Genomic DNA, 26,228 nt, shown 5'->3' on the forward strand with positions numbered 1-26,228 from the left:
TCGGCAGGAATTATTACCAAGGGGCATGACCTCGCAATGGAGCTGCGCCGACGCCCTGTTATGGATAGGCAGAACGAAGGAAGTTGGGACTTCACGTGACGAATGATCCCGTTGGACAGAGGAGGTTTGCTGCCGTAACGGATATGGGTCGCATCAAGGCTGTCAAAACAGATCTCTCAAGACGTTTTGTTTGCTATACCCTGATAACGTTAAATCCGGCATTCAATGCTTTGGATCATCCATAACTTGGTTCATTTCTTGAACATAACTTTATGAAATACTGAGATTTCGCGAGTATTTACGAGATTTTACAAGATATTTTGAGGAGGTAATATATAATGTGTGGTATAGTTGGTTTTACAGGAGACCATCAGGCTGCTCCCGTGCTGCTTGACGGACTTTCCAAGCTTGAATACAGAGGCTACGATTCGGCAGGTATAGCTGTACGCGACGGCGATAGCGATACCGAGATAATTAAGGAAAAAGGCAAGCTGGAAGTCCTTGTTAATATGACAGATGGCGGCAAGGCAGTTAAAGGCTGCTGCGGTATAGGTCATACCAGATGGGCTACCCACGGCGAACCCTCCGCACTTAATGCCCACCCTCATGCTACCGATGATGAAAATGTCATCGCTGTGCATAACGGCATCATCGAGAATTATCAGGAACTCCGCGACAAGCTGGTAAAGGCGGGCTATACATTCAAGTCTGCTACCGATACCGAAGTTGCTGTAAAGCTTATCGACTATTACTACCGCAAGTACGGCGAGGGTCCTGTTGATTCCATCGCAAGAGCAATGATACGTATCCGCGGAAGCTATGCTCTCTGCGTTATGTTCAAGGATTATCCTCAGGAGATTTATACCGCACGTAAGGACAGCCCCATGATAATCGGTATCGCTAACGGCGAGACCTATGTGGCTTCTGACGTTCCCGCTATACTGAAATATACAAGAAACGTATACTATATCGGCAACCACGAGATCGCAAAGCTAGAAAAGGGTAATGTTACTTTCTTCAATATCGAGCGCGAGGAGATCACCAAGGAGATCACCGAGATAAAGTGGAATGCCGAAGCAGCTGAAAAAGGCGGCTATGAGCACTTCATGCTCAAGGAGATACACGAGCAGCCCAAGGTTATTAAGGATACCATAAACTCCGTTGTTAAGGACGGCGATATCGTGCTTTCCGAATTCGGTCTTACCGATGAGGAAGTGCAGGCGCTCAGCCAGATATACATTGTTGCCTGCGGCTCCGCTTACCATGTAGGTGTTGCAGCTCAGTATGTCATCGAGGAACTTACCTCTATCCCCGTGAGAGTTGAGCTCGCCAGCGAGTTCAGATACAGAAAGACTCCTTTCAACAAGAACAGCCTTGTTATTATAATAAGCCAGTCGGGCGAAACTGCCGACAGCCGTGCCGCACTTACTCTGGCTAAGGAAAACGGCATCAAGACACTGGGTATCGTTAATGTTGTTGGCTCGAACATCGCGCGTGAAGCTGACAGCGTGTTCTATACCCTGGCAGGTCCCGAGATATCCGTTGCCACAACCAAGGCATACAGCACTCAGCTTATCGCAACATATCTGCTAGCTATGAAGTTTGCTAAAGTACGCGGTGAGATATCCGATGAAAGACTTGCTGAACTTCTTGAAGAGATACAGACTATCCCCGATAAGGTGGCTAAGATACTTGAAGATAAGGAAAGGATCCAGTGGTTCGCTTCCAAGTTTGCAAATATCCGCGATGCTTTCTTCATCGGCAGAGGTATCGACTACGCAGTAAGCCTTGAAGGTTCGCTGAAAATGAAGGAGATAAGCTATATCCATTCGGAGGCTTACGCAGCAGGCGAGCTCAAGCACGGTCCTATCAGCCTTATCGAAAACGGCACTCTCGTTATCAGCGTGCTCTCTCAGCAGGCGCTGTTTGAAAAGACCGTTTCAAACATGGTGGAATGCAAGTCCAGAGGTGCCTATATCATGGGTCTGACTTCCTACGGAAATTACAGCGTTGAGGATACAGCTGATTTCACAGCCTACGTCCCCAAGACCGACCCCCTCTTCGCGGCAAGCCTTGCAGTTGTCCCCCTCCAGCTTCTCGGATACTATATCTCAGTTGCTAAGGGTCTGGACGTAGATAAGCCCAGAAACCTTGCAAAGAGCGTTACCGTTGAATAATTCCAATGGCGGACAGATACACATTCTGTCCGCTGTTTTTGTATACTATAAAAAACGAGGACGGCATAAACACCGTCCTCAAATTTTTACCATATCTTATAATTACCGCTGAGTGCGAGGAAAGCGAAGAGATACAAACAGTTATCGTAATAGCGCCTGTCGCCTTTGCGGAGGGGTTCGTTCCAGAATCTTTCTACCCAGTCAGCGGCAAGGCGGACTGCATCGTCCTGCGAATCCTTTGAAAGTGGCGCATCGATCGCCAGAGATGCCTGTGCAGTTGTCGCAAGCAGACCTACAGGGTGTCTTGCGGGTTCATTAAGGGGAGTACCATCCACCTCATAAGTCATAAAAGGCGACTTCTTGTTAGTTACGCCGAGAGTGTACTGTAAACGCTTAACCGCGTCCACCAGACGTTCATCTCTTCCGCCCCAAGACCTGTCAAGCCCGATATTAGCGGCAGTTCGGTAAGCATCGCTGTAGAACCAGTCATGTCTTTCCTTAGCCCACGGCAGGGGGCGCGACATGGGAGAACCGTCAAACTCGCCGTACTCGGGGTTCATGCCTGTAACAGGGTGGCAGGACTTCGCAATATAATCGCGGCTTGCCTCAGCCGCCTGTGCAAAGAAATCTCTGTCTTCCTCGTAAGCCCACTTTGCAAAAAGCTCGTAAAAATGGGGCAGATGATAGGAAGCGTCAGAAAAATCAGAACCGGGAATAAATAGTATCAGCTTGTTATCCCTGTTCCACATGGGCGCACCTGCCCTGCCGTTTTCGCCCTTGTGTACGCAGGCACGGAGTATCTCTTTTGCCTCGTGAGAATAGTTGAATATCCCCTCGCCGTCGCCCCATCTGTGGGAAGCGAAAAACAGCGCCATTGCGTAGAATTCCTCACCATCGGGCGCAGGACCCTCAGCAAAACTTTTGCCGTCCACACCGCAGGACCACCTGAAATAGCCCTCGTTCTCACCCTCTGTCAGGTACATATACTTCTTCGACCATTTCCATATCTTATCGAATATATCCTTTTTATCCAGCTGAACAGCCATCATCATGCCGTAGGACATTCCCTCTGTTCTGGCATCGTGATTTCCGGTATCCTCAAAGTAACCTGTATCGCCGTTCTCGTGATAAAAGCTGTCCTCACCGTAGAAAAATTCCTGTACGATACTGTTAAGCCTTGCCGATATCTCAGCATCTGTCTTGCCTATCTCTGAAAAAGCGTTGCGGTATTTCCTGTTTTCCATCATGTACCTCCGAGTTTATTCTTTACTTCCTGTTGATTTGCGTTACTATGATTTTATCATGCTGTACCGCCAAAGTCTACCCAAAAATTGCTCCCGACTTCCCATTTTTGGCAAAAAAATACAGCTGCCGAAGCAGCTGTAAGATCCAAAATATCCATTTATCTATTCATTCCGCGAAAGTATCTCCGCACTCCAGTCATACTGCACCGCAATATCGGAAAGCTCGCCCTCGATATCGTATAAAGCACTATTCAGTGTTGTACAGCCGTGGCGCTTCACGATTATATTGTTGACACCTGCGTTTTCAAAACAGCCACGCATATCCTTGAACAGCGCCCTCAGTTCTTCTTCCTTGTCGAAATCCCCCTCGTACAGAACATCAATAAGCTCGGCATTTGAGGACACCTCACCGTTCTTGTATACCAGATACGCAAACAGTTCCATGGTCAGTTTATGCTCAAATGCGAACTCGCTGTCATTCAGCATTACCGTGAATCTCTCCCCGCAGGATATCTTCAAAGGCTTCTTAACAGCCTGTTCTATGGGATATCTGAGGTGCCTGAGAGCTTCGCGGACATCGTCCTCATCAAAGGGTTTCTCGATGAACCCGCTGGGGTATACTTTCAGCGCATCCAGCGCGTATTCGGGATGCCCCGTCACGAATATTATATTCAGCTTGGGGTATGAAGCTTCAAGATAGTGCGCCCCGACTATACCGTTGATACCAGGCATTTCTATATCAAGGAACAGTACATCTGCCTCATTTTCCTCCAGCAGAGCCATAGCGTCCGTCACCGACCCTGCGGAAAGATGGGTGCCCTCGGGGTCTATCTTTTTCAGAAAAAGATCCATCATTACCAGAGCAGCACCGCTGTCATCAGCAAATATAGTAGTCATATATTTTCGCTCCCTTCTTCATACTCCACATCGATGAGGGTCACACGGGCACATATGCCGTTTTCTTCGGGTATCAGTTCAAGCATACCCTTGCCGTCCACCGCCAGCCTTGCGCGGACGTTCTTCACACCGATGCCGCGGCGCTTTTTCTGCTTGTCGGTAAGGTTTAGCTCTCCCTTGCCGATATCATGAACTTCTATTATAACACCGTATTCCTCGTCACGCTGTATTATCCTTACCATACCGCCGAATTCCCTGGCCGCGATAGCATGGCGCACTGCGTTCTCCACCAGGGGCTCCACCGTCAGGGACGGTAAAAGAAAATCTTCCGACTCTATGTCATATTCAACTTCCAGCCTGTCCCCGAAATTCATCTTTTCCAAAGCAAGATATGCCTTGATGTTTTTAAGCTCCTGCTCAAATGTTATAGGCTTCGGGTTGCCTATCTGGTCAAAATGTGATCTCAGATACCGCGAGAAGTTTTTCAGGCTCTCGTATATCTCGGGATAATCTATGCACCTCGCCTGTATCGCCATCAGCGAATTATTTATAAAATGCGGCTGTATCTGCGCCATCAGAAGTTCGTTGTTTCGGTGCATGAGCTCTAGCTTTGAGTCATTAAGGTTCTGCTGGACTTCGCCATGGTATATCGCCGAAAGATAGTAATAGTATATGATTATATCAAAAGCCGCAACTTCGTTGACGTGCCCAACTATCTTACCCGAATACTCCAGATATACCGTGATACTTGTGGAGATGACCATGAATATCACTATGACAGATTTTGAAAGATCGCCCTTAGCCATTATTCCTATGGAATACAGTCCCAGCATAGCGATATAGAATATCACCGTGACCGCAGGCAGAAAATGCAGGCTTCCCGCTTCAAATCCGTAATTCTCGTTATAGGTACATATTATCCCATGGTGGAACATATTTATGAATACCGCTATAAAATCAACAGTATAGGGCACCAGCACCAGGGCGTGTAGCCACTTCCGCTTTATGGGCGCCACCAGATGAAGCTCCATTATCACCAGCAAAGGGTGTATCCAGTATTCCAGCGTAGCTTTAAGGTAGAGTATCCACAGGGGCTTTTCGTACTCAACACACCAGGGCTCCAGAAAGTCGCATACCGTCAGAAAAAGCACCAGCAAAAGCATAGCCCCCGCAGTTTGCGTCCCCTCTATCTTCGTCTTGCGGTTGACAACGAGTATGATGAACAGTCCCGTCAGCAGCATCAGCGTCATATAGCTGCTCTGGAGATATTCAAGGATCATATCTGTTCTCCACCCCCAATTATTGATTTTCTTTATTATAGCATATTAACAGTTTATTTTCAAGTATTACCCTATTATTTCTTTACATTATATTACATAGATATTAAGTACTTGTTTCAGAAGCACTGTTATATCTGCACTATCTAGCAACGATATATTTGTGGCTTTCGCCAAGGACATTCGCGTAAATGCCAAGTAAGAGAGCTCTTGATTAGCTTTTCGCGAAAAGCCTGCGGATGAGCACACAGTCAAGGCATAAAAGCGACGCAGTCACCGCTACAAAAATACGAGCGTATGCAAATCTAATGCATACGCTCAAACTATCTGCGTAAAAATATTGCCGCGCTCGTCATCGGACTGCGATAGCCACAGCCGACGCAGTTGCTGTTAGTTGATTTCTCGACCCGAGGAACGAGGGGCGACCTGATACCGCACTTCCTCGACTAAAAATCCAACTAAAACCTACTTCCAGATATCTTCACCAAGGCCCGAAAGATAAGCAGTAAGCTCTTCTGCCATTTCGTATTGCTCGGATATCCTGGGATGACCCGGAGTCGCTTTGCCTGTCCTTGTGAACATGAAATGCTTTATCCTGCTGTCTGAAAGCTCAGCTGCTATCTCGGAAACGGCTTTGTCCCATTCGGGGTCGTGACAGAGTACTGTCAGGAGAAGTACAAAATATGCGTTGGGATATTTGGCGCGGAGATCTTTGATTATGCCCTTGTAGCCCTCTTTCCAGCGGGTGCGGAAAGCTTCGTCCGTTATATCGGGGTCGCCGTCAGCTTCGTTGTGATGATCGTTCTGACCTACGGCGAAAAATACCACGTTGGGGACGTAGCGGCTGAAATCCCATGGAGTGTAGCCTTTTTCACCCTCGGGATAATAGCAAAGCTTGTCGTAGGCGGTCTCCATGCCGATGAAATCAGGGCAGTGGAACCAGCCTGTGTTGTCAAATACGGATATACCGCCCTGTGCGGTGCAGTTCAGCTGTGCGCCGAGATTTCTGGCTGTTATGGCGGCATAGCTGTACCACGCATTGTCGTAGATGCCTTCGTGTCCGTCGGGATCACTCTTTCCCTCAAAATCACGGGCTTCAACTACTGCGCCCGCTGATACGGAATCGCCGAAAACTTCTATCTTTCTGGCAGGAAGTACAGGGGCTTCAAGAATTTCGCCATCGATGACAAAGCCCAAAAACTTGAAATAGTGAGATGCGTCCTGACGCTTGAAAAGAATTATCTCGTGGTCGGTGTCTTCAAGATCCTTGGCAAGGGGGATATAATATTCTTTCTCCCAATCGCTTTCTTCGCCGAAATCGGCACTGCACACCTTGCCGTCGATAACATAGCCGACAGACATTTTGTTGAAAAATCGCCTGTTGAATATCACTGCACCCACGTTTGTGCCGCGGAATCTCATGCGGACATTTGAGCCTGCCCAGATGAATACTGGCGCATCTGGCTGACTGTGGTCTATCCTGCCCATGTAGGTCAGCTTGTCGGTGGGGGTGATGAGTTTTTTTTCTTCCGGTACCTTGAATTCCATTTTCATATCCTCCGTTATATCTGTTTACCAAACCAAATGATGAACATTTATTGGAATGTATCCTTTCCCCCGCCGCAGGCGGGGGAAAGGATACCGCCTGCTAATGATATTGCCTGTTGTCAGCACTGAGGAAAAAAACTCAGTGCCATGCTACCACATCGCGGGAGTTTTTGGCTATGCTGACTTCCGCATCGGGGAATCTTTCTTTGAGCATTTTCTGCATATGTTCGCAGAAAATATCCTCGGTGTAGAAATGACCTGCATCGAACACCACAAGACCTGCGTTGTAGGCATCAACGAAGATATCGTGCTTGACATCTCCCGTGATATATCCATCACAGCCCTTGGCGAGGACTTCTCCCAGAAAGCTTCCGCCGCTGCCCGAACATACCGCTATCCTTTTCAGCAGACCGTCATTTGCTTTATCAAATCTCACCACGGGACAGCCCAGCTTTTCTTTGCAGATATCTGCAAGTGCTTCGGCTGTGATGCCATCATGTTCGCAGATACAGCCCATTTTTGCGCAGTTTTCCTCGGCGATGCAGTCGACAGGGTCAAGACCCAGCTTTTTGCAGAGGATATCGTTCATCACGGCGCTGTCGAAATTTGTGTGGGCTGAGATAACACTGATATCGTTCCTTGCAAGCACACCAACCACGCTGTCGGGGTCCAGCCTTTTTATACCGCGGAAAATCACGGGGTGGTGGGTCACGATAAGGTCAGCGCCAACTTCTGCGGCTTCTTTTGCAACATCTATGGTGCAGTCCAGTGACAGAAGTATCTTACCCGCGCTCCTGCCCTTATTGCCGATGCAGAGCCCGCTGTTATCGTAGCTTTCCTGCAAACGGAAAGGTGCGATCTCCTCGATGAATGTGTAAATATCTCCGACTGTATACATAATTATCCTCCTTGGTTATAGAAAAACACCTCCGACGGTCTCTGTCGGAAGTGTCAATGTAATCGTTATTATTTTTTGCCGAACAGACTTTTTTTGGCGGTTTTCTTTCCGAAATCCTTGGTAGGATCGCCGAAGCGTTCCTTGTTCTTTTCGATATCCATGGTCTTGTCATGTACACTTGCGGACATGATGCCTGACATCTGCTGCATAAGCAGATTGGATTCAAATATCTGAACAGCTTCTTCACAGGTCTCAGCTTCGCCGTTTACCATGAATTCCTTGATCTGACCGATATTGTTCATGTAGTCCATATCAAGCTCCATGAAATCGATCTTCTTTCTCAGGGCGGTAAGATAATCGTCGCGCTGCTTTTCAAGCTGCTTTATTCTTCCCTGAAGTATCTCGATCTGTTCGGTGATACCCTCATTTACTTCCTTCTGGTGATCCTTGACTTCAACAAGTCTCTGGGTGTAGTACTTATTGATTATCATATAGCCCGAAACAGCTATTGTAAGGAAGCCGAGTACGGGAACTATAAAATAAAGTCCCGAATGGAAGGCTATCAGCAGCAGCAGTGCAAATACCAGCGCACCGCCGAGAACATATAACATTGATTTATTGCGCTTTCCGTTAAAATCAAATTCTCTTTCTGCCTCTGAAACATCTCTTATATATATTTTCAGATATTCCTTGTTCTCCTTGCTGATTTCAACACCGTCAGCGATCTCGAAATATCTGTTTATGTAGCATTCCGCCAACTCCATCTTTTCTAGCTCGGTCATTATTCTTCACCCTCTGAAACTCGTATTATAAAAGTAATACCCGTACAGCAATGACGCAGGTCAAAGTGTATATAACAAAAGTATACCACACCATCTTACTTTTGTCAATATTTTTATAAATAATATATTCAATAAATTAAAAGATGTTGTAATTTTTTATGTAATGTTCTAACAAAATTTACAGGTGGCTTATTCCTTGGGTGGAATAGCCGATATATTATGGGATATGGGGATTTTTGGTGGATATGAGTTAATATCAATGAAGTTTAAAGTAAGTTAACTTGATTATTTATATAACCTGTTAATTATCGAAAGATTTTCTTAATTTCACCTTACTTTCATTGACAGGAGTTTTTTTTTGTACTATAATAAAATGCAGATAGAAAAACATAAAAACCATTGTAGACAAAAAAGACAACAGATGACAAATAGTATATTGTACGTCTGTATATAGCTGATAATCTGCACGCACCGTTAAGTGGGCAGTATGCTTATGCAGACTTTTTTTGTCTTACAGATTCATCAACAGGAGGATATGGATATGTCAAAAGCAAGTTCTGTCGGAAAAGCTGTTGTGACTCTGCTGATAATCGGCGGAGTAGGCTTCGGCGGGTGGAAGCTGTATAAGAATTACGGCAGTTCCGCGGCTAACAGCAGCGACAAAGTGTACGTACAAAAGGTATCGAATGTGAACACTGTCACGGGTTCGGATCTGTTTGCAAACAGTTTCCCCGGCGTGGTAGTTGCACAGAAATCGGTGGACGTTCAATACGACAGCACCAAGACCATCAAGGATATACTTGTGGCTGAGGGCGATGCCGTAAAGAAGGGCGATAAGCTGCTTACCTATGATACCGAGGCGATACAGATCGAGATCGATACTGCAAAGCTGGAAGTTGAGAGATCTCAGAACGAGATAGAGACCAACAATCAGCAGATAAAGCAGTATGAGGAAGAAAAGAAGAATGCCAGTGAGGATCAGGTAGTATCCTACACTAACCAGATACTCCAGCTGCAGAGCGAGAACGCCAGAACAGAATACGATATAAAGGCAAAGAACGTGGAGATAACCAAGCTGGAGAACTCCAAGAAGAATGCCTATGTAATAGCACCCATAGACGGTACTGTAAAGGATCTGAAAGACCCCTCATCAGGCGGCGGAGAAGATGATTACAGATACAGCCGTTACGATACAGCCGAGGACGTTATAATGAAGCTCACGGCTGAGGGCGATTTCCGTGTAAAGGGCGTATTCAACGAGCAGAACAGCGATGCCATCTACAAGGATGCTGAGGTCATACTCCGCAGCAGGACAGATGACACCAGCGTTAACGGCGTAGTATCAGAGATAGACACAACACCTCAGGAAAACAACGACGATATGTACGGCTACGGCGAAAGTGATGAACAGACTACATCTTCAAAATATGCTTTCTATGTTGAGCCCGAATCACTGGAGGGCTTCAAGCTGGGACAGCATATCCTCATCGACACTGACAGAGGCAGCGATGTTGAGAAGACAGGCATCTGGCTTTATTCCAACTTTATCCTGAAAGACGGCAACAAGTCCTATGTATGGGCTAAGAAGTCTGACAAGGATGTTATCGAGAAGAGATACATAAAGATAGGCAAGGAAGATACCGAGTACGGCGACTGCGAGATACTTGAAGGTCTTTCCACCGATGACTACATAGCTTATCCTGCTGACTACATCAAGGAAGGTCTTGCTACTACTACCAATTCCTCCGACAAGGATATCCCCGAGAACGAGCTTGGCGGTGAAGACGGAGAAATGATGGACGGCGACATGATGGATGAGGGTATGATGGACGAAGGCATGATGGACGAGGGCGACATGGGCGGTATGCCTGATGACTTCGTTATGAATGACGACGGAAGCTTTACCATGACCGATGAGAACGGCAATATTATTGAGGGTGCTGCTGACGGTTCTGCTATCATAACTTCACCTGACGGCGGTGTTGCAGAGGTTGACAGCGAGGGCAACTTCATACGAGGCAGCATGGATGATGAGGGCAATTACACCTTCGATTATTCCGGCGAAGCTGCTGTTGACGTTGATAACGGCAAGGGCAAGGCTTCGGATGCAACAGCAGAAGCTGTTGACAGCGAAGAGCCCGATGTTACTTTTGAAGACCTTTACGGTATATCTGAAGCCGAGTTCAATGCTATGTCCACCGATGAAAAGGACGAGTTCCTTAAAAAGCATTACAGCTGAGAAAGGCGGACAACATGGTATTTGAACTGAACAATATCTTCAAGGATTATATGCAGGGCAAAGAACCCGTCCCCGTACTGAAAGACATATCGCTGAGCGTTGACGACGGCGAGTATGTTGCGATAATGGGACCTTCGGGTTCTGGCAAATCCACCCTGATGAACATTATCGGCTGCCTTGACAAGCAGACAAAGGGCAGCTTCATATTCGATGGTTCGGATATAATGAAATGCAGCGACAAGCAGCTTTCGGATATACGCAATACCAAGATAGGCTTTGTTTTCCAGAACTTCAATCTGCTGCCGAGACAGTCGGCACTGGAAAACGTTGAACTGCCTCTGCTGTACGCGGGACTTTCCAGAAAAAAGCGCCGCGAGCTGGCTAAGGAAGCACTTCGCAAGGTAGGGCTTGAGGACAGAATGAACTTCAATCCCACACAGCTTTCAGGCGGACAGAAGCAGAGAGTTGCCATAGCAAGGGCGATAGTAAACAAGCCCAAGCTGCTGCTGGCGGACGAACCTACAGGTGCGCTGGATACGAAGTCGGGCGATGACGTAATGGAGCTTTTTGAAGAGCTGAACAAGGACGGCGTGACTATAGTAATGATAACCCACGAACCCGAGATAGCAGACCATGCCAAGCGTGTGATGTACATACGTGACGGCGAACTGCACAGCGGCGCATTCAACAGCCGTGCCAAGAAGGAGGAGGAGAGCGAATGAAAAAACTGATAATATTTCTTCTCTGTGTGGCAGTACTGGGCGGCGGCGGATATTTCGGCATGAAAAAGTACAAAAACAGCAAGCAGGAAAAGGTGGTCGTTGATGTTGTGCCTGTAAGCCTTATGATGCAGGACAGCGATTATTTCTCTTACTACTACGGCGGAATGGACGGACGTATACAGTCTTCCAATACCCAGAGGGTGTATATCGACACTGAGAAGCTGGTAAAGAAGGTATATGTTGAAGAAGGCCAGAACGTTAAAAAGGGCGACGCCATACTTGAATACGATATGACCGTTGTAGAGCTTGAACTTGCCCAGAAGGAAAACGCTGTAAAGATAGTAGAGCAGGATATCAAGATGGCAAAGAAGGAGCTTGAAAAGATAAGGTACTACAAGCCTTCCGAGGATGCTCCTCAGCCTGTTGAGCCCGATTATCCCGACTTTCCCGATGATATCCCCGATGACAGTATACCTGACAACAGCATTCCCGATGACATCGACCCCGATGTACCCGACGGACCTCCCGAACAGCTTGTTACCGATGTAGTCAAGCCTGCATTCACACCTGCTGAGGGTGTGGGCACTGTGGAGATGCCTTACATCATCAACTGCACTCAGGAGGCTGAGGTCTCCAAGGAGTTCATGATAAGGATGGCAAGCGAGAAGAAGTGTGCTGAGATATGCGTATACGACGAGAGCTACAACTATCTTTTCAAGTGGATAATTGTTCCTGTTGAGGGTACTACTCCCGAGGAGCTTGGAAGCTGGAAGGTATCCGACGGCATAACCATCGACGAGGACGGCAGTGCTTCGATAGATACCGATGTAAAGCACTACGGCAAGCTGAGCTTTACTCATCCTACAACTCAGAAGAAGGACGATTCATCAGTACCCGAGGATGACAGCTCCATGCCCGAGATCCCCGAGGAAGAGCCTGATGATTACTATGACAGCTACGAACCCGATGAGTTTTATATCGATCCCGAGGGCACAGATTATGTATACTCCCGCGATGAGATTAAGAAGATGATAGCTGAAAAAGAGGAATCCATAAAGCAGTTGGAGCTTGATCTCAAAAAGGCGAACTTTGAACTTCAGGCAGCCAAGAAGCGCAAGGTCGACGGCAAGCTTTATGCCGAACTGGACGGTGTCGTGAAGAAGATAGGCAAAGCTTCGGGCGATGAGGAAGCTGAAAGCGAAGAGGAAGAAGATGAAGATATCTACGAGGAGCCCAATGCCGATGACCGCGCATTTGCAGTTATTCAGGGCGAGGGCGGCACCGAGGTAGTATGCGAGGTAAGCGAGCTGAATCTTCCGAAATACAGCATAGGCGATACCTTTACAATAACTTCGTGGAACTCTGACGGTACAGGTGTGGCTGAGATAACCAAGATAGACGACGAGCCTGTAAGTTATAGTTCATATAACTGGGGCGAGAATCCTAACAATTCTTCATACCAGATACACGCAAAGCTGATCGAGGGCGAAGACAATTTCTCTTACGATGACTGGGTAGAGCTGACTGCGGATAAAATGGAATCTGACAATACGGATTCTTCAAACTCGGTATACCTGCCGATACACTATGTAAGGCAGGAGGGCGGCGATTATTACATAATGAAAGCCGACGAGAACGGTAAGCTGAAAAAGCAGTACGTAAAGGTCGGACAGATAATGTACGGCTATTTTATAGAGATCAAGGGCGGTCTCAGCTACAAGGACAAGATATGCTTCCCTTACGGCAAAGAGGTCAAGGAGGGCACAAAGACCCGTGAGAGCACCGAGATACTTATGCCCGATAACATGGATTTCTTCTGAGGAGGTAAGCTATGATAGAAAATGTTAGGCTCTCCCTTCAGGGAATACTGAGCCACAAGATACGTTCGTTCCTGACTATGCTGGGTATCATCATCGGTATTGCGGCTATAATCGCCATAGTATCCACCATCGAGGGTACGAACGAACAGATAAAGAACAACCTTATCGGCGCGGGAAACAATACTGTAAAGATAACGCTGATGCAGGGTGACGCTGAAGCGGATTTCACCTGGTCAGGTGTACCTGATAATATCAGGGTGGTATCCGAGGACAGCAAGAAGAGGATACTTGACCTTAAAGAGGTAGAGAGCTGCACACTTTACCGCTCAAGAGATTATGTTGAGAATATGTTCTATCTCAACCAGAAGATAGAATCTGCCATAGTCAACGGTATCGACAGCGATTATTTTTCCACAATGGGCTATGAGATAGCCGAGGGTATGGGCTTCACTGAGAAGCAGTACACGGATTTCTCCAAGGTAGCTATAATCGACACAAATATGCAGAGAGGTCTCTTTGAGGGTGAGAACCCCATCGGCAAGATACTTGATATCAACGGTGAGCCTTTCAGGATAATAGGCGTTGCCTGCAAGCGTACAGGTTTTGAGCCTGTTATCAACAGTGTTGAAGACTATTTCACCTACAACAGTTCTTCCAGCGGACTGATATTCATACCCACCAATGACTGGAGCATAATTTTCCGCTATGACGAGCCTCAGAACTGTGTTGTACGCGCAAAGGATACTGACAGTATGACAGGCGCTGGCAAGAAGACAGCTGATATACTCAATGAGAATATCCGTAAGCAGTCCGGGGGTTCCGAGCAGCAGTCAGCTGAGGGCATTGCGAATAACCTTGAATACAAGAGCGAAAGTCTGCTGGAGCAGGCTAAGAAGCTTCAGGACCTTTCAAAATCAACTAACCAGATGCTTATCTGGATAGCGGGCATATCCCTGCTGGTAGGCGGTATCGGTGTTATGAACATAATGCTGGTATCCGTTACGGAGCGTACCCGTGAGATAGGTCTTAAAAAGGCTCTTGGCGCAAGAAAGAAGCGTATACTCGCGCAGTTCCTTACAGAAGCTTCGGTACTTACCACCATAGGCGGTATACTGGGCGTACTGATAGGCATAGGCTTATCAAAGGTGATAGCGAACATTGCGGAAGTGCCTGTATCCATATCCACACCTGCGATAGTCGTATCTGTTGCATTCTCGATGGTAGTCGGTATCGTCTTCGGACTTATACCCAGCATCAAGGCTGCAAACCTCAATCCTATTGATGCACTCCGTTACGAGTGATCAGTAAAGTACTTTGTACACTATAACATTGACCCCTTTGTAAAGAATGATAATTTCCCCAATTACATATTTACAAGTTTTGCCCCAAAGCATTTAATGTGCTATGGGGCAATTTGTTTGTATTCGGGATTTGTTGGAGCAGGTTTGTATTTTGTTTGGATGGTAGTTTGATGGGGGTCGCCCCTCGTTCTTCGGATCATCGGATCTACACAGATAGTATGCGTGGGGAATTTTCGCCCCTCGTCCCTCGGGTCGAGAAATCAACGAGCTAACGCCGTTGATTTCAGGCGCGACAATAATTTACGGACATAGTTTGAGCGTATGCATTGGTTTTGCATACGCTCTGAAATTTTGTTAGCGGTGACTGCGTCGACCGCGTGCCGCGCCTTTTTGGTCGTGAGTTTGCTTTTCTATTTATAGCTTTGTTGCCGCATCGCTTTTGTGCCTTGACCGAGAGGCTCTGCCCTTAACAGTCAGCTTTGCTGACTGTGGCTCCCCGCAAGCCTTTCGCGAAAGGCTTGACCAAAAGCTCCCCTATTCGGCATTCTCCGCAAAAAGCAAGGACAGCCCCAAAAAGCTGTCCTTTGCATATTATTATCATTCAGCTGTTGCCGGTGCGATAGTCTCAACAGAGAAATCGTTGCCGTCATAATCTACTTTCATCAGGCTGTCAGCAGCGGGGTCGTCCCTGATTATTGCTTTTGCCAGCAGAGTTTCTACGTGGCTCTGGATAAATCTTCTCAGAGGTCTTGCGCCGAATGCCATATTATAGCCCTGATCGACTATTGCTGCTTTAGCGGATTCCGTAAGCTCCATTTTCAGGCGCTTATCTGCAAGTCTCTTTTCAAGGCTCTTCAGCATAAGTCCGCAGATGTTGTATATCTCGCTCTTCAGCAGAGGTTTATACATTACTATCTCGTCAAGACGGTTGAGGAATTCGGGGCGGAAATGGGATCTTAGCATCTCGTTGACCTTTTCTCTTGCGTCATCGCTGATATCGCCTGTTTCATCATCGATGCCTTCGAGTATAAAAGGTGAGCCCAGGTTTGAAGTCAGTATGATAACGGTGTTCTTGAAATCTATTGTCCTGCCCTGAGAGTCGGTAACTCTGCCGTCATCCAGCACCTGAAGCAGTATATTGAACACATCGGGGTGAGCTTTTTCGACTTCGTCAAGCAGTACAACTGAGTAAGGCTTTCTTCTTACCGCCTCGGTAAGCTGACCGCCCTCTTCGTAGCCCACGTATCCGGGAGGCGCTCCGATCAGGCGGGATACGCTGAATTTCTCCATATACTCCGACATATCGATACGGACGATATTGTTCTCGTCATCGAAAAGTGCCTGAGCAAGGGTCTTTGCAAGCTCGGTCTTACCGACACCCGTAGGTCCCAGGAAGAGGAACGAACCGATGGGCTGATTGGGATTTGCGATGCCTGCCCTTGAACGGAGTATAGCTTCGCTGACCTTCTGTACAGCCTCATTCTGACCGATAACTCTTTCGTGGAGAATGCTTTCAAGTCTTAACAGCTTGTCGCGCTCGCCCTCCATCAGCTTTGCAACGGGTATGCCTGTCCAGCGGCAGATTATCCTTGCTATCTCGTCATCGGTGACTTTATCTCTCAGCAGGGTATTGCTCTTTGAAGACTGCTCTGCTTTCTTTTCTTCCTCTGCCAGTTCCTTTTGCAGATTTTCCAGCTTGCCGTATTTCAGCTCTGCCAGTTTCGAGAGGTCATAGTCTCGCTCTGCCTGTTTTATCTCGCCGTTTACAGCATCTATCTCCTCACGTATCTTCTGAACCTTGGATATAGCATTCTTTTCGTTTTCCCATTTAGCACGCATCTCGTCGTATTGTGCTCTCATGTCTGCCAGTTCTTTCTGAACTTCTGCAAGGTGCTCCTCGGCAAGTTTGTCGCTTTCCTTTTTGAGGACAGTTTCTTCTATCTCGTGCTGGAGTATCTTTCTTCTCAGGTCATCAAGCTCGGTGGGCATGGAGTCCATCTCGGTACGGATAAGTGCGCAGGCTTCGTCCACAAGGTCGATAGCCTTATCAGGCAGGAATCTGTCGGTGAGGTATCTGTCAGAAAGCACAGCGGCTGTTATCAGTGCCTGATCCTGTATCTTAACGCCGTGGAATACCTCATATCTCTCCTTGATGCCGCGGAGAATGGATATGGTATCCTCAACACTGGGCTCGTCTACCATAACGGGCTGGAAACGTCTTTCAAGGGCTTTATCCTTTTCGATGTACTGTCTGTACTCATTTAGGGTGGTAGCGCCGATGCAGTGCAGTTCACCTCTTGCCAGCATAGGCTTCAGCAGGTTGCCTGCGTCCATAGCGCCGTCGGATTTGCCTGCGCCCACGATGGTATGCAGTTCATCGATGAACAGTATTATCCTGCCCTCGGATTTCTTTATCTCGCTTACAACGGCTTTGAATCTTTCTTCAAACTCGCCGCGGAACTTTGCGCCTGCGATAAGTGAGCCCATATCCAGTGAGAATATCTGTCTGTCTTTCAGGCTGTCGGGCACGTCACCGCTGACGATACGCTGTGCAAGACCCTCGGCAACGGCTGTCTTACCTACGCCGGGTTCGCCTATAAGCACAGGGTTGTTCTTGGTCTTACGGGAGAGTATGCGGATAACGTTTCTTATTTCGGAATCTCTGCCGATAACTGGGTCAAGCTTGTTCTGTCTTGCAAGACCTACCAGCTCCTGACCGTACTTTTTCAGAACGTCATAAGTTTCCTCGGGGTTCTGGCTTGTGACCTTTGCGCTTCCTCTCACCTGCTTGAGTGCTGCAAGGAAGCCTGTCTTGTTTATGCCAAAGGTACGCAGTATCTCTGCGATTTCGCTGTTTGCACACTCCATTATTCCCATGAAGATATGCTCAACAGATACGAACTCATCACCCATCTGCTTTGCCTGAGCTTCTGCCTCGGCAAGTGCGCGGTCAAGTTCGTTTGAAATATACACCTGACCCTGAGCGCGTCCGCCCACAGTGACTTTCGGTATCTTATCAACAGCCCTGTCCAGTGCGCCGCGGAAAGCGTTGATATCCGTGCTCATCTGTGTCAGCAGCTGGGGGATAAGACCGTTATCATCAAGGCACAGCGCACTCAGCAGATGTTCCTGTCCTATCGCCTGATTTGACTGCCTTGCCGCGATATTCTGCGCATCCTGTACAGCCTGCACCGATTTCTCGGTAAATTTCTGCATATTCATTATTGTGTCCTCCTTTATATATCAAAGTATTATTTAACTCCATTTTTCAAAAATGTCCCTGCGGTAAATTAGCATTTATACAAAATACTCCAACAGTTTTTCATCAATCAACGCAATTGGCTCTTTATTTCTCACCTGACTGTATAGTGCAAGTTTAGTGATTTCTTCTTTATCTTTTATAATTTCATAGATATTATCAATATTTATGTCATATAATCTGATTCCATATAAACCACCAAGCTCTATTCGTTCATTCGGTGAGAAATAATCCGGTTTCATTAAAAATTTCATCGCACCAAGATATATAACATCAAAAGAAACAAGTCCTAATTCTTCATTGCACTCTCTGATAATACAATCTCTTGCAGTTTCTCCTTTTTCGATACAACCTCCGAATATCTCATATCTGTTTCTCCATTTATTCCAGCCCAAAAGGTAATCATCTCCTATTTTTACAACAGCAAGACAATGTGTTAATAATGGATCTTTAGACAGTACAATTTCATCAAGTTGCTCAAATGATATAAAGATATTTCCGTCATAGTCTTTACAAATATAGCTATCTGATTTCGTTTTCATATATACACTCCGATAAATCCCGATTTATCGTATCACCACAAACGTTATCTTTCTCCTGCGGTCTTGTCAGTATTCGTGAATCTCAAGAAACGGCGCATCGCCCATGAAAACATATTCCGCATATTTTCTTTCACCTATGCGCCAGTACGCCCTGCATATCCCAAAACCATATTGTCCGCTGGGCTCGCCGAGCTTTTTTACAACTTCCTCGTAGGTGGGTCTGCTTTTGCTGAGTTCGTTGATATAATCCTCGGGAATATTTATTATAAAGTCGCTTCGCACATCATATACGAAGCCCATCACCTCATGTGTCGATTCTTTGGGTATAGTCACCCCGAATTTCCGCTCTGCCTTTGTGGTATTTGCAAATATATACACTATCCCACATATAAGCAGTATAAGTGTTACAGCCCCTACAACAGCAAGAGTGTTCCTTATGATGTTTTTTGTTCTGCTCATGCGGTCACCGCCCTATATCACCGCCGTGACCGTCCGCACATAAGCCGCATAAGCCGCGCCTATCTCGTCGGAACGGTCACGCCCCTCGGTCAGACCGTCAAAATAGGTCTGTATACAGCTGTCCATAAGACGGATATATCCTGCCACCGCCCCTGCTATCTCCTTATCGGAAAGATGCTCGGCTATGGGGGAGTAGAGGTCTCTGGTATACCTGCCGTTTTCCGTCTGTGCGGGTACGCCATCGGGAAAAACTTTCCGCAGATACTTGTTTTCAAGTTTCAGCCAAAGCTCGAAGAAGCCGTTTGCGGCGGCGGTGAGCTGTTCGCTTTTGGTACGGAACGATACTTTCAGCCGCCCCACCTTGCCCTGCATATCTCGGCTAAGTTCAAGACTGTACCTCAGGGTGGGCTTGTACTTGTACCTCACGGGGCTTTTTATGGCTATCATGCTGTCGGAGGGCTGATCGATGAACAGGAAACGCGGGTCCATCAGCTGTTCTATCTCGCTGAATATCTGCCGCATACGCATCTCGGGGGTCATAAGGCTCACCCTCTCGGCGAGTATCTGGTTTATCAGGTTTGATCGGCTGGTATTCATGGAATACGCCATGCGGTCGATGGCTTCCACCACTTCGTCCGCCAGCACCAGACTGTACACGCTTTTATTCATCGGCTCACTCCTTTCATGTACTCTTGAAACTGATATCATTATAGCACTGTTTTAATAACTTGTCAATGACATTATATAATCTTGCATACACTTTATTGAACTGCACAATCACAGCGGAGCTTTCGGAATTTGCATTGTGCGTTATATATAAAAACTTTCAAAAATTATCTAATTTTTCATAGAATGCAGGTACTTTCGAGCCCTCAGAATGGCAAAATCAATATGACGTTATAATAATTATTGTACGAAAAATACAAAACCACTTGAAAAATGCATAAAAATATGGTATAATCAACTGTACAAAGCATAATTGTTTTCATGCTGAAAGGGGGTCGCGGCTGTGATATCAAATGTCGATACAGGCATCAATGAACTTGATTTCAATAAACTTGTACATTTTGTCAAAAAAGGCTACGGCATCGACCTTGAAGGCAAGCAGTTCCTTGTGCAGTCGCGGCTTGCGAACTATATTGCCGACTGCGGTTTCAGCAGTTTCAGCGAGTACCTTGATGCAGTGTTCGATGACGCATCGGGCAGAGAAGTAGCTAACCTTATAAACAAGCTGACTACCAATCACACCTATTTCATGCGTGAATCCGAACATTTCGATCACTTCCGCGAGGTCTTCCTGCCACAGGCTGAAAAAGCCGTGCATGACCACGATCTCAGGATATGGTCAGCGGGCTGTTCCTACGGCAATGAGCCCTATAATCTGGCTATGTGCCTTGATGAGTATTTCGGCTTCAACCGCTCGAAATGGGACTTGAAGATACTGGCGACAGACATTTCATTCAACGCACTTAGGCAGGCTGCAAAGGGTGTATACACCGAAAAGTCCCTTGAAAATCTTCCCGAGGAATGGCGCGAAAAGTTCTTTGACAAGAAATCCCACAGTCTTTATCAGGTCAAGGAACGTATACGCAAAAACGTTGTATTCAAATATCATAATCTTATGGAAGAGATAAATTTCAAAAAAAGCTTTGATCTTATCGTATGCCGAAACGTTATGATATATTTTGATGATGAAACGAAATCCGATCTGTGCAGACGTTTCTACAACGCCACGGAAGAGGGCGGATATCTTTATATAGGGCACGCTGAATCTGCGCCCTTTGATATGCCCTACGTCAGGGAGAAGCCTGCTGTCTACCGTAAGAAAACGGAGGTGAGCAGCATATGATAGTTTATTTGATATCTGATAACCATAATATTTCTGAGCTGCTTGCAGGCGGATTGAAAGAACTTCTGCCGGGGGGTACTGTGATAGCTGCTTTCCCGCTCAGTAAAGCAAAGATGATGATAACCCACCGTAGACCCACTGTCATCGTGCTGGATATAGATGCAGGCGAGCAGTTTGATGCCGCCGCTTACATAAAGGAACTCTGTCCGAGATATTCGATACCCATAATCGTTGTTACCGCAAACAAAAGCCCTCAGTCATCACTGATCTCAGCGGGGGCAATAGATATAATACTTCACCAAAGCGGTGAAGCGGCTGATGAAAAGCTTCTCCAGCGTGTCAGCACGAGCATAATAAGCAGTATAAGCATTATCAAGCCGCGGTTTTATCCCCAGAAGATAAGCGACAGCGATAATATAATAGTCATAGGCGGCTCAACAGGCAGCACGAATGCTCTGCCAGTGGTGCTGAAAGGTCTGCCTGCGGACTGCCCGCCTGTGGTGTGTGTTCTGCATATGCCTGTGGGATATACCAAGCTTTATGCAGCCCAGCTCAACTCGGCACTTCCGCTGAAAGTCAGCGAGGCTGTATCTGGAACATACCTTAAACGCGGCATGGTGATAATCGCGGCGGGCGGAAAGCACCTCAGGATATTCCGTGATAAAAAGGGTTATTTTGTCACCAGTGAAGAGGGCGTAAAGGTCAATGGTCACTGTCCCTCGGTGGACGTTCTGTTTGATTCGGCGGCTTATGCTGCTAAAAAGAATGCCATAGGCGTCATACTTACAGGCATGGGCAGTGACGGCGCTAAGGGTATGCTTGATATGCGCAAGCTGGGGGCTTACAATATCGCTGAATCCGAAAAGACGGCGGTGGTGTACGGTATGCCGAAAGTCGCGGCAGAGAACGGTGCGGCAAATATCAGCCTGCCCCTTGATGAGATAGCGGCTCACATAATAGGCAGACTTACATTAAACGACGCATAATACAAGCAATAGCGCACTTTTGGAGGTGGCAGCTTTGGAGGAGAGTTTTAATAAATATCTGATTTTTACCGTTGATGACAAGACCTTTGCTATGGGGTTCGCTGATGTGCGGCTGATAGTGCCTGCGCAGTCTGCAAGCAAAGTTCCCGACCTGCCTGATTATGTTGAGGGCACTATCGTCAACGAGGGCGTTACCATCACGGTCATCGACCTAAGAAAAAGGTTCGGCTACCCGAAACATATGAAAACAGACCGCGAATGTATAATCATCTGCGACAGCAAGAAAAGCCTTGGTCTGCTGTGCGATAATATCACAGGATTTGTGGAGAAAGGGCAGGAGGATATCCAGCCGCCCCCGGATGTGAACGATGTGGTCAATCCCAGATTTATCAGCGGTACATTCCTGCTTGATGGAAATCCCTGTTTCGTGATAACCCCAGACCTTGTCATACGTCCCGATGACGAAGACAAGTTCCCCGATGTATCGGATACGGCAGAAATTTAGTAAAAACAAACAGAGGACAGATGCATATTTTGTACATCTGTCCTCTTTGATCTATGGGGGTACGTATTATATATTAGTCAAACAGTGCGGTAGAAAGATATCTCTCACCTGTATCGGGAAGAAGTGCAACAATGGTCTTGCCCTTGTTCTCGGGACGCTTTGAAAGCTCAGCAGCTGCGAAAAGTGCTGCACCCGAAGAGATACCTACCAGGATACCCTCGGTCTTAGCGAAGCGGTTGCCTGCTGCGAAAGCGTCGTTGTTCTCAACTGCGAATACTTCATCATATACCTTTGTATCAAGTACATCGGGAACGAAGCCGGCACCGATACCCTGTATCTTGTGTGCGCCTGACTTGCCCTGAGAAAGTACGGGGGAAGAAGCAGGTTCAACTGCAACTACCTTAACATTGGGGTTCTGTGATTTCAGATACTGACCAACGCCTGTAACAGTTCCGCCTGTGCCAACGCCTGCGATGAAGATATCCACCTTTCCGTCGGTGTCATCCCAGATCTCAGGACCTGTGGTAGCCAGATGTACAGCGGGGTTAGCAGGATTTACGAACTGACCCAGTATAACGGAGTTATCGATCTCCTTGTTGAGTTCCTCAGCCTTCTTGATAGCACCTGTCATGCCCTTTGAACCCTCGGTGAGTACGATCTCAGCACCGTAAGCCTTCAGCAGGTTTCTTCTCTCAACGCTCATGGTCTCAGGCATTGTCAGTATAACCTTGTAGCCCTTTGATACGCCTACTGCTGCCAGACCGATACCTGTGTTGCCCGATGTAGGCTCGATGATGGTAGAACCCTCTTTCAGGGTGCCGTTCTTCTCTGCGTCCTCGATGAGGTTCAGTGCAACTCTGTCCTTAACGCTTCCTGCGGGGTTGAAGTATTCCAGCTTAGCGAGGATCTTTCCCTCTGCGCCAACTGCCTTTGAAAATCTGTCTGCCTCCAGCAGAGGAGTTTTGCCAACAAGTTCACCAATGTTTTTGTAGATATTTGCCATTATATATCTTCCTTTCACTTATATATAGTTAATCCGAAACTCGGGTCTTTCCCGTTTCTGTGTTCAAAGTATATCATATTAATCCTAGTATGTCAATAGGTTAAATAGTGTTTCTCTGAATCGTACAATCAAGTGGTCGTATTCCCTCTTTGATTGGGCATATTGTACAAGGATTTAAAGCCGAAAAAGCGGTGGTCACAGCACCCCTTTGGGTAAAAGGCTGTGACCTCCCGCTTGTTTACGCTGTTATGCTGCCGCCGATGAAGGGTCGCTTTCGGCGTAGGTCTTGAATACGTCCATCAGCTTGGGGAAGTACCAGTCGTACTCCTGCCTGTTGAGAAGTCCGAAGTTCTCGCCGTTGCCGATGCGTGCATAGTTATCCCACCATACACATGGGATATCGTACTTAGCCGCATTACCGAGATAATCGTCAAGGCATTTTACACGGTCATCGATGTTATCCTTGTTCATCGAACCGAATTCGCCTACGATAACAGGTATGCCGTTGCTGATGAAAAGTTCGTTGAGGGTATCGAAAAATGTGGGGATAGCATTATCCTCGGGGTCGTACTTGTCAGTACCCTTGGTATCAAGTGCGAAAGAGTAAGGCAGGTATGCGTGTACCGAGATTATCAGCTTGTCGCTGTCCTCGGGAAGTTCTATAGCCGAAAGGTTATTGTATCCCGAAGAAGCCGCATAGCCTGTTATCATCAGGCATCTGTCAGCGTTGTTTCCGCCTGATGCTCTTACTGTTTCAACGAATGCCTTTTCGTACTCGTTGATTATCTCTCTCGCTTCCGAAGTGCCTGTCCACTCAGCGCCCTCGCCGCGGAGTCTGGGTTCATTCAGGCCCTCGAAGATAAGGTGCTCGTCATAGCCCTTGAAACGTTCTGCTATCTGCGCCCATATCGCCTTTATTTCCTCGATATCGCCGTCTTTTTCGCTTGCCTTGGGCATATACCACTCCTCGTGATGTGTGTTGAGTATAACGTACATACCGTCATCTATTCCGTAGTTGACTATTTCCTGAACTCTGTCCATCCACGCAGGGTCGATGGTATATTTGTCGTCAATAAGATGAGTGCCCCAGGTCACAGGTACACGCAGTACGTTGAAGCCTGCTTCGGGAAGCATATCTATCATGAACTGGTTGGTTACTGTCTTTGTGGGAAGCCAGCTTGTCTCAGCTTCAAGACCCTCGCTTGTTGCGTCCATGGTATTGCCCAGATTCCAGCCGTTGGTCATCTTGGCCACCAAGTCCTTGGCAGGGGTCACTGTCATGGGGTCGTTGGTATGGGTCTCCGAAACGGGTATCTCAGAGCCGCCATCGCCGCCCTCAGCTTCGCTTGTTTCTGTCGCGGACTGTGTCTTGCTGTCTGCTTTTGACTTGTCTTCTTCCTTGTCGCTGCCATTGCATGAAGCCATCACACCCACGCTCATAACTGCCGCAGTCAGCAGGGCTGCTATCTTTTTAAGTTTCATAGAATATCCTCCTTCAACTTGTTTTCCATTCTCATAAAGCATCTGCCCCAGCTTTCTCCGCCGAAGCTGAATGCGTTGTCCGTCACGGATATCTCCTTGAATCCCGCACTGCTGTAACACTTCCGTGCAGGTTCATTCACGCTGAAAACGTTCAGCGTTACGGTATCGACCTTTTCAGCATCAAAGGCATACCTCGCAGCGAGAGTTATCATCTCTCTGCCGTATCCCCTGCCCCTTGCCGAACTGTCTACAACCACGAATTTCAGCATGGCATTACTGTTTTCACGGTCAATCCAACAGCAGAAAAATCCCACTGCCCTGCCGTTTTCGTCCACGGCGGTAAAAGGCTTGTCCCCCGAATTTCTTCTCATATCGGAAAGCACAGCATGAAAGCTGTCACTCTCCAAAGGATAGGGAAAACGCCCCGCGCACCACAAAGCATGGGTCCTCTCGTCATTTACCCAGTGGGATATTTTCGTAAAATCTCTATCCGGTTCGTAAGGTCTTATCCTCATTTCGGCTCACAGCCTTTCGGCGGGATACAGCGGTCGTATCTTGTCTGCGAAAAATGCCGCCGCATAGTCCTCGGGTCTATCAAACTCAACCTCGCTGACCACTCCTGCAAGACGCTCGCTCCTTACCGACAGATGATGATTATCCGAACCCGCCGTAGTGCGGAAACCGAACTGCTTTGCATACCACTCGGCACGCTCGTTGTACACTTCTTTGCCGTTGCCGCTGTTGTAGACTTCCACACCGTCCACCCACTTTGGCAGAAGCTTTATCTCCCGCAGATAGTCCGCCTCGCGGAAAGGATGAGCGTGTATCAGCAGTGCGCCCTCGGCTTTTGCATCGTAGTAAAACTGATAAAAATCCCTGTCGCAGTTGGGGTGAGCAAACAGCCACTGCTTGTTAAGACCATACACCAGTATATCAGCCCCCTGATAGGTATACTCTATCCCGAAAAATACTTTCAGCCCTATCTTGTCGCCCTCTGCCCTGGCATTTTCATAGCCCTTGCAGTAAAGCATAACTTTCTCATCCCATGATATATCTCTGGGAACTGTGGTGTTTGAATTGAAAAAGTGGTCGGTGACGAATATGCCGTCATAGCCCTCTGCCTTGTAGCGCCTTGCCTGTTCTGCACCTGTTGCCGATGCGCAGGCAGAAGTTTCAGCCGTGTGTAGATGTGTTTCGTACTTGTACATTTTAACTTTACTTGCCTTTCTGTATGCAAT

22 protein-coding genes are annotated in these 26,228 nt (G+C 47.2%); 8 read left to right on the forward strand and 14 right to left on the reverse strand.

Features of this window, described 5'->3' with window-relative positions; genetic code table 11:
* The first annotated feature begins 338 nt into the window (after positions 1-338).
* Positions 339-2,177, forward strand: coding sequence for a glutamine--fructose-6-phosphate transaminase (isomerizing) (gene glmS / locus BM265_RS06585; protein ID WP_074960759.1), 1,839 nt, complete (start codon positions 339-341; stop codon positions 2,175-2,177).
* A gap of 86 nt (positions 2,178-2,263) precedes the next feature.
* Here glmS and BM265_RS06590 read toward each other — a convergent pair whose 3' ends face one another.
* The 6 genes from BM265_RS06590 to BM265_RS06615 form a co-directional block, all read right to left on the reverse strand.
* Complete coding sequence (locus BM265_RS06590) at positions 2,264-3,421, reverse strand: family 8 glycosyl hydrolase (protein WP_074960760.1); 1,158 nt, start codon at positions 3,419-3,421, stop codon at positions 2,264-2,266.
* Between the two features lie 162 nt (positions 3,422-3,583).
* Positions 3,584-4,318 (reverse strand): LytR/AlgR family response regulator transcription factor, encoded by a 735-nt coding sequence (locus tag BM265_RS06595; protein ID WP_074960761.1) that lies wholly within the window; start codon positions 4,316-4,318, stop codon positions 3,584-3,586.
* Entirely contained in the window at positions 4,315-5,598 is a 1,284-nt protein-coding gene (locus tag BM265_RS06600) for a sensor histidine kinase (protein WP_074960762.1), read from the reverse strand. The genes BM265_RS06595 and BM265_RS06600 overlap by 4 nt, the downstream gene beginning before the upstream one ends.
* A 462-nt stretch (positions 5,599-6,060) precedes the next feature.
* Positions 6,061-7,143 (reverse strand): SGNH/GDSL hydrolase family protein, encoded by a 1,083-nt coding sequence (locus BM265_RS06605; protein WP_074960763.1) that lies wholly within the window; start codon positions 7,141-7,143, stop codon positions 6,061-6,063.
* Between the two features lie 139 nt (positions 7,144-7,282).
* Positions 7,283-8,041, reverse strand: a complete 759-nt coding sequence (locus BM265_RS06610) for a Nif3-like dinuclear metal center hexameric protein (protein WP_074960764.1) — start codon at positions 8,039-8,041, stop codon at positions 7,283-7,285.
* A 68-nt stretch (positions 8,042-8,109) separates the two neighbouring features.
* Complete coding sequence (locus tag BM265_RS06615; protein WP_074960765.1) at positions 8,110-8,823, reverse strand: hypothetical protein; 714 nt, start codon at positions 8,821-8,823, stop codon at positions 8,110-8,112.
* Positions 8,824-9,364: 541 nt separating this feature from the next.
* On the opposite strand from BM265_RS06615, the gene BM265_RS06620 reads away from it, so the two are divergent.
* The 4 genes from BM265_RS06620 to BM265_RS06635 are packed head-to-tail and all read left to right on the forward strand — an operon-like array spanning position 9,365 to position 14,905.
* Positions 9,365-11,062, forward strand: coding sequence for an efflux RND transporter periplasmic adaptor subunit (locus BM265_RS06620; RefSeq protein WP_074960766.1), 1,698 nt, complete (start codon positions 9,365-9,367; stop codon positions 11,060-11,062).
* Positions 11,063-11,076: 14 nt separating this feature from the next.
* A complete protein-coding gene (locus BM265_RS06625) occupies positions 11,077-11,784 on the forward strand; it encodes an ABC transporter ATP-binding protein (protein WP_074960767.1) in 708 nt (235 codons plus the stop codon).
* A complete protein-coding gene (locus tag BM265_RS06630; protein ID WP_074960768.1) occupies positions 11,781-13,604 on the forward strand; it encodes an efflux RND transporter periplasmic adaptor subunit in 1,824 nt (607 codons plus the stop codon). Before BM265_RS06625 ends, BM265_RS06630 begins: the two co-directional genes overlap by 4 nt.
* A gap of 11 nt (positions 13,605-13,615) precedes the next feature.
* Positions 13,616-14,905, forward strand: a complete 1,290-nt coding sequence (locus BM265_RS06635; RefSeq protein WP_074960769.1) for an ABC transporter permease — start codon at positions 13,616-13,618, stop codon at positions 14,903-14,905.
* A 597-nt stretch (positions 14,906-15,502) separates the two neighbouring features.
* Here the strand turns inward: BM265_RS06635 and clpB are convergent.
* The 4 genes from clpB to BM265_RS06655 form a co-directional block, all read right to left on the reverse strand.
* Complete coding sequence (clpB, locus tag BM265_RS06640) at positions 15,503-18,127, reverse strand: ATP-dependent chaperone ClpB (protein WP_143098686.1); 2,625 nt, start codon at positions 18,125-18,127, stop codon at positions 15,503-15,505.
* 75 nt (positions 18,128-18,202) lie between these two features.
* Complete coding sequence (locus BM265_RS06645) at positions 18,203-18,706, reverse strand: NUDIX domain-containing protein (protein WP_074960771.1); 504 nt, start codon at positions 18,704-18,706, stop codon at positions 18,203-18,205.
* Between the two features lie 66 nt (positions 18,707-18,772).
* Entirely contained in the window at positions 18,773-19,165 is a 393-nt protein-coding gene (locus tag BM265_RS06650) for a hypothetical protein (RefSeq protein WP_074960772.1), read from the reverse strand.
* A gap of 12 nt (positions 19,166-19,177) precedes the next feature.
* Complete coding sequence (locus tag BM265_RS06655; protein WP_074960773.1) at positions 19,178-19,834, reverse strand: hypothetical protein; 657 nt, start codon at positions 19,832-19,834, stop codon at positions 19,178-19,180.
* 340 nt (positions 19,835-20,174) lie between these two features.
* Between BM265_RS06655 and BM265_RS06660 the strand changes: the two genes are divergently transcribed.
* Genes BM265_RS06660 through BM265_RS06670 form a run of 3 tightly spaced genes read left to right on the forward strand, consistent with a single transcriptional unit; the run spans position 20,175 to position 22,505 of the window.
* Positions 20,175-21,014: a CheR family methyltransferase gene (locus BM265_RS06660; protein WP_143098687.1), complete on the forward strand. Its 840-nt coding sequence runs from the start codon at positions 20,175-20,177 to the stop codon at positions 21,012-21,014.
* Complete coding sequence (locus BM265_RS06665; RefSeq protein WP_074960774.1) at positions 21,011-22,000, forward strand: chemotaxis protein CheB; 990 nt, start codon at positions 21,011-21,013, stop codon at positions 21,998-22,000. Before BM265_RS06660 ends, BM265_RS06665 begins: the two co-directional genes overlap by 4 nt.
* 34 nt (positions 22,001-22,034) lie before the next feature.
* On the forward strand, positions 22,035-22,505 hold the full coding sequence (locus BM265_RS06670; protein WP_074960775.1) for a chemotaxis protein CheW: 471 nt from the start codon (positions 22,035-22,037) through the stop codon (positions 22,503-22,505).
* A gap of 73 nt (positions 22,506-22,578) precedes the next feature.
* On the opposite strand, the gene cysK is transcribed toward BM265_RS06670, so the two are convergent.
* The 4 genes from cysK to BM265_RS06690 form a co-directional block, all read right to left on the reverse strand.
* Positions 22,579-23,508 carry a cysteine synthase A gene (cysK, locus tag BM265_RS06675; protein ID WP_074831048.1) on the reverse strand — a complete coding sequence of 310 codons (930 nt, stop codon included), beginning with the start codon at positions 23,506-23,508 and terminating at the stop codon, positions 22,579-22,581.
* 246 nt (positions 23,509-23,754) lie between these two features.
* Positions 23,755-24,990: a glycoside hydrolase family 5 protein gene (locus tag BM265_RS06680; RefSeq protein ID WP_074960776.1), complete on the reverse strand. Its 1,236-nt coding sequence runs from the start codon at positions 24,988-24,990 to the stop codon at positions 23,755-23,757.
* Positions 24,987-25,505: a GNAT family N-acetyltransferase gene (locus BM265_RS06685; protein WP_074960777.1), complete on the reverse strand. Its 519-nt coding sequence runs from the start codon at positions 25,503-25,505 to the stop codon at positions 24,987-24,989. Before BM265_RS06685 ends, BM265_RS06680 begins: the two co-directional genes overlap by 4 nt.
* A gap of 6 nt (positions 25,506-25,511) precedes the next feature.
* Positions 25,512-26,198: a PHP domain-containing protein gene (locus tag BM265_RS06690; RefSeq protein ID WP_074960778.1), complete on the reverse strand. Its 687-nt coding sequence runs from the start codon at positions 26,196-26,198 to the stop codon at positions 25,512-25,514.
* Between the last annotated feature and the right edge of the window lie 30 nt (positions 26,199-26,228).

The sequence above is a fragment of the Hominimerdicola alba genome (genome assembly GCF_900112155.1).
Lineage (GTDB): Bacteria > Bacillota > Clostridia > Oscillospirales > Ruminococcaceae > Hominimerdicola > Hominimerdicola alba_D.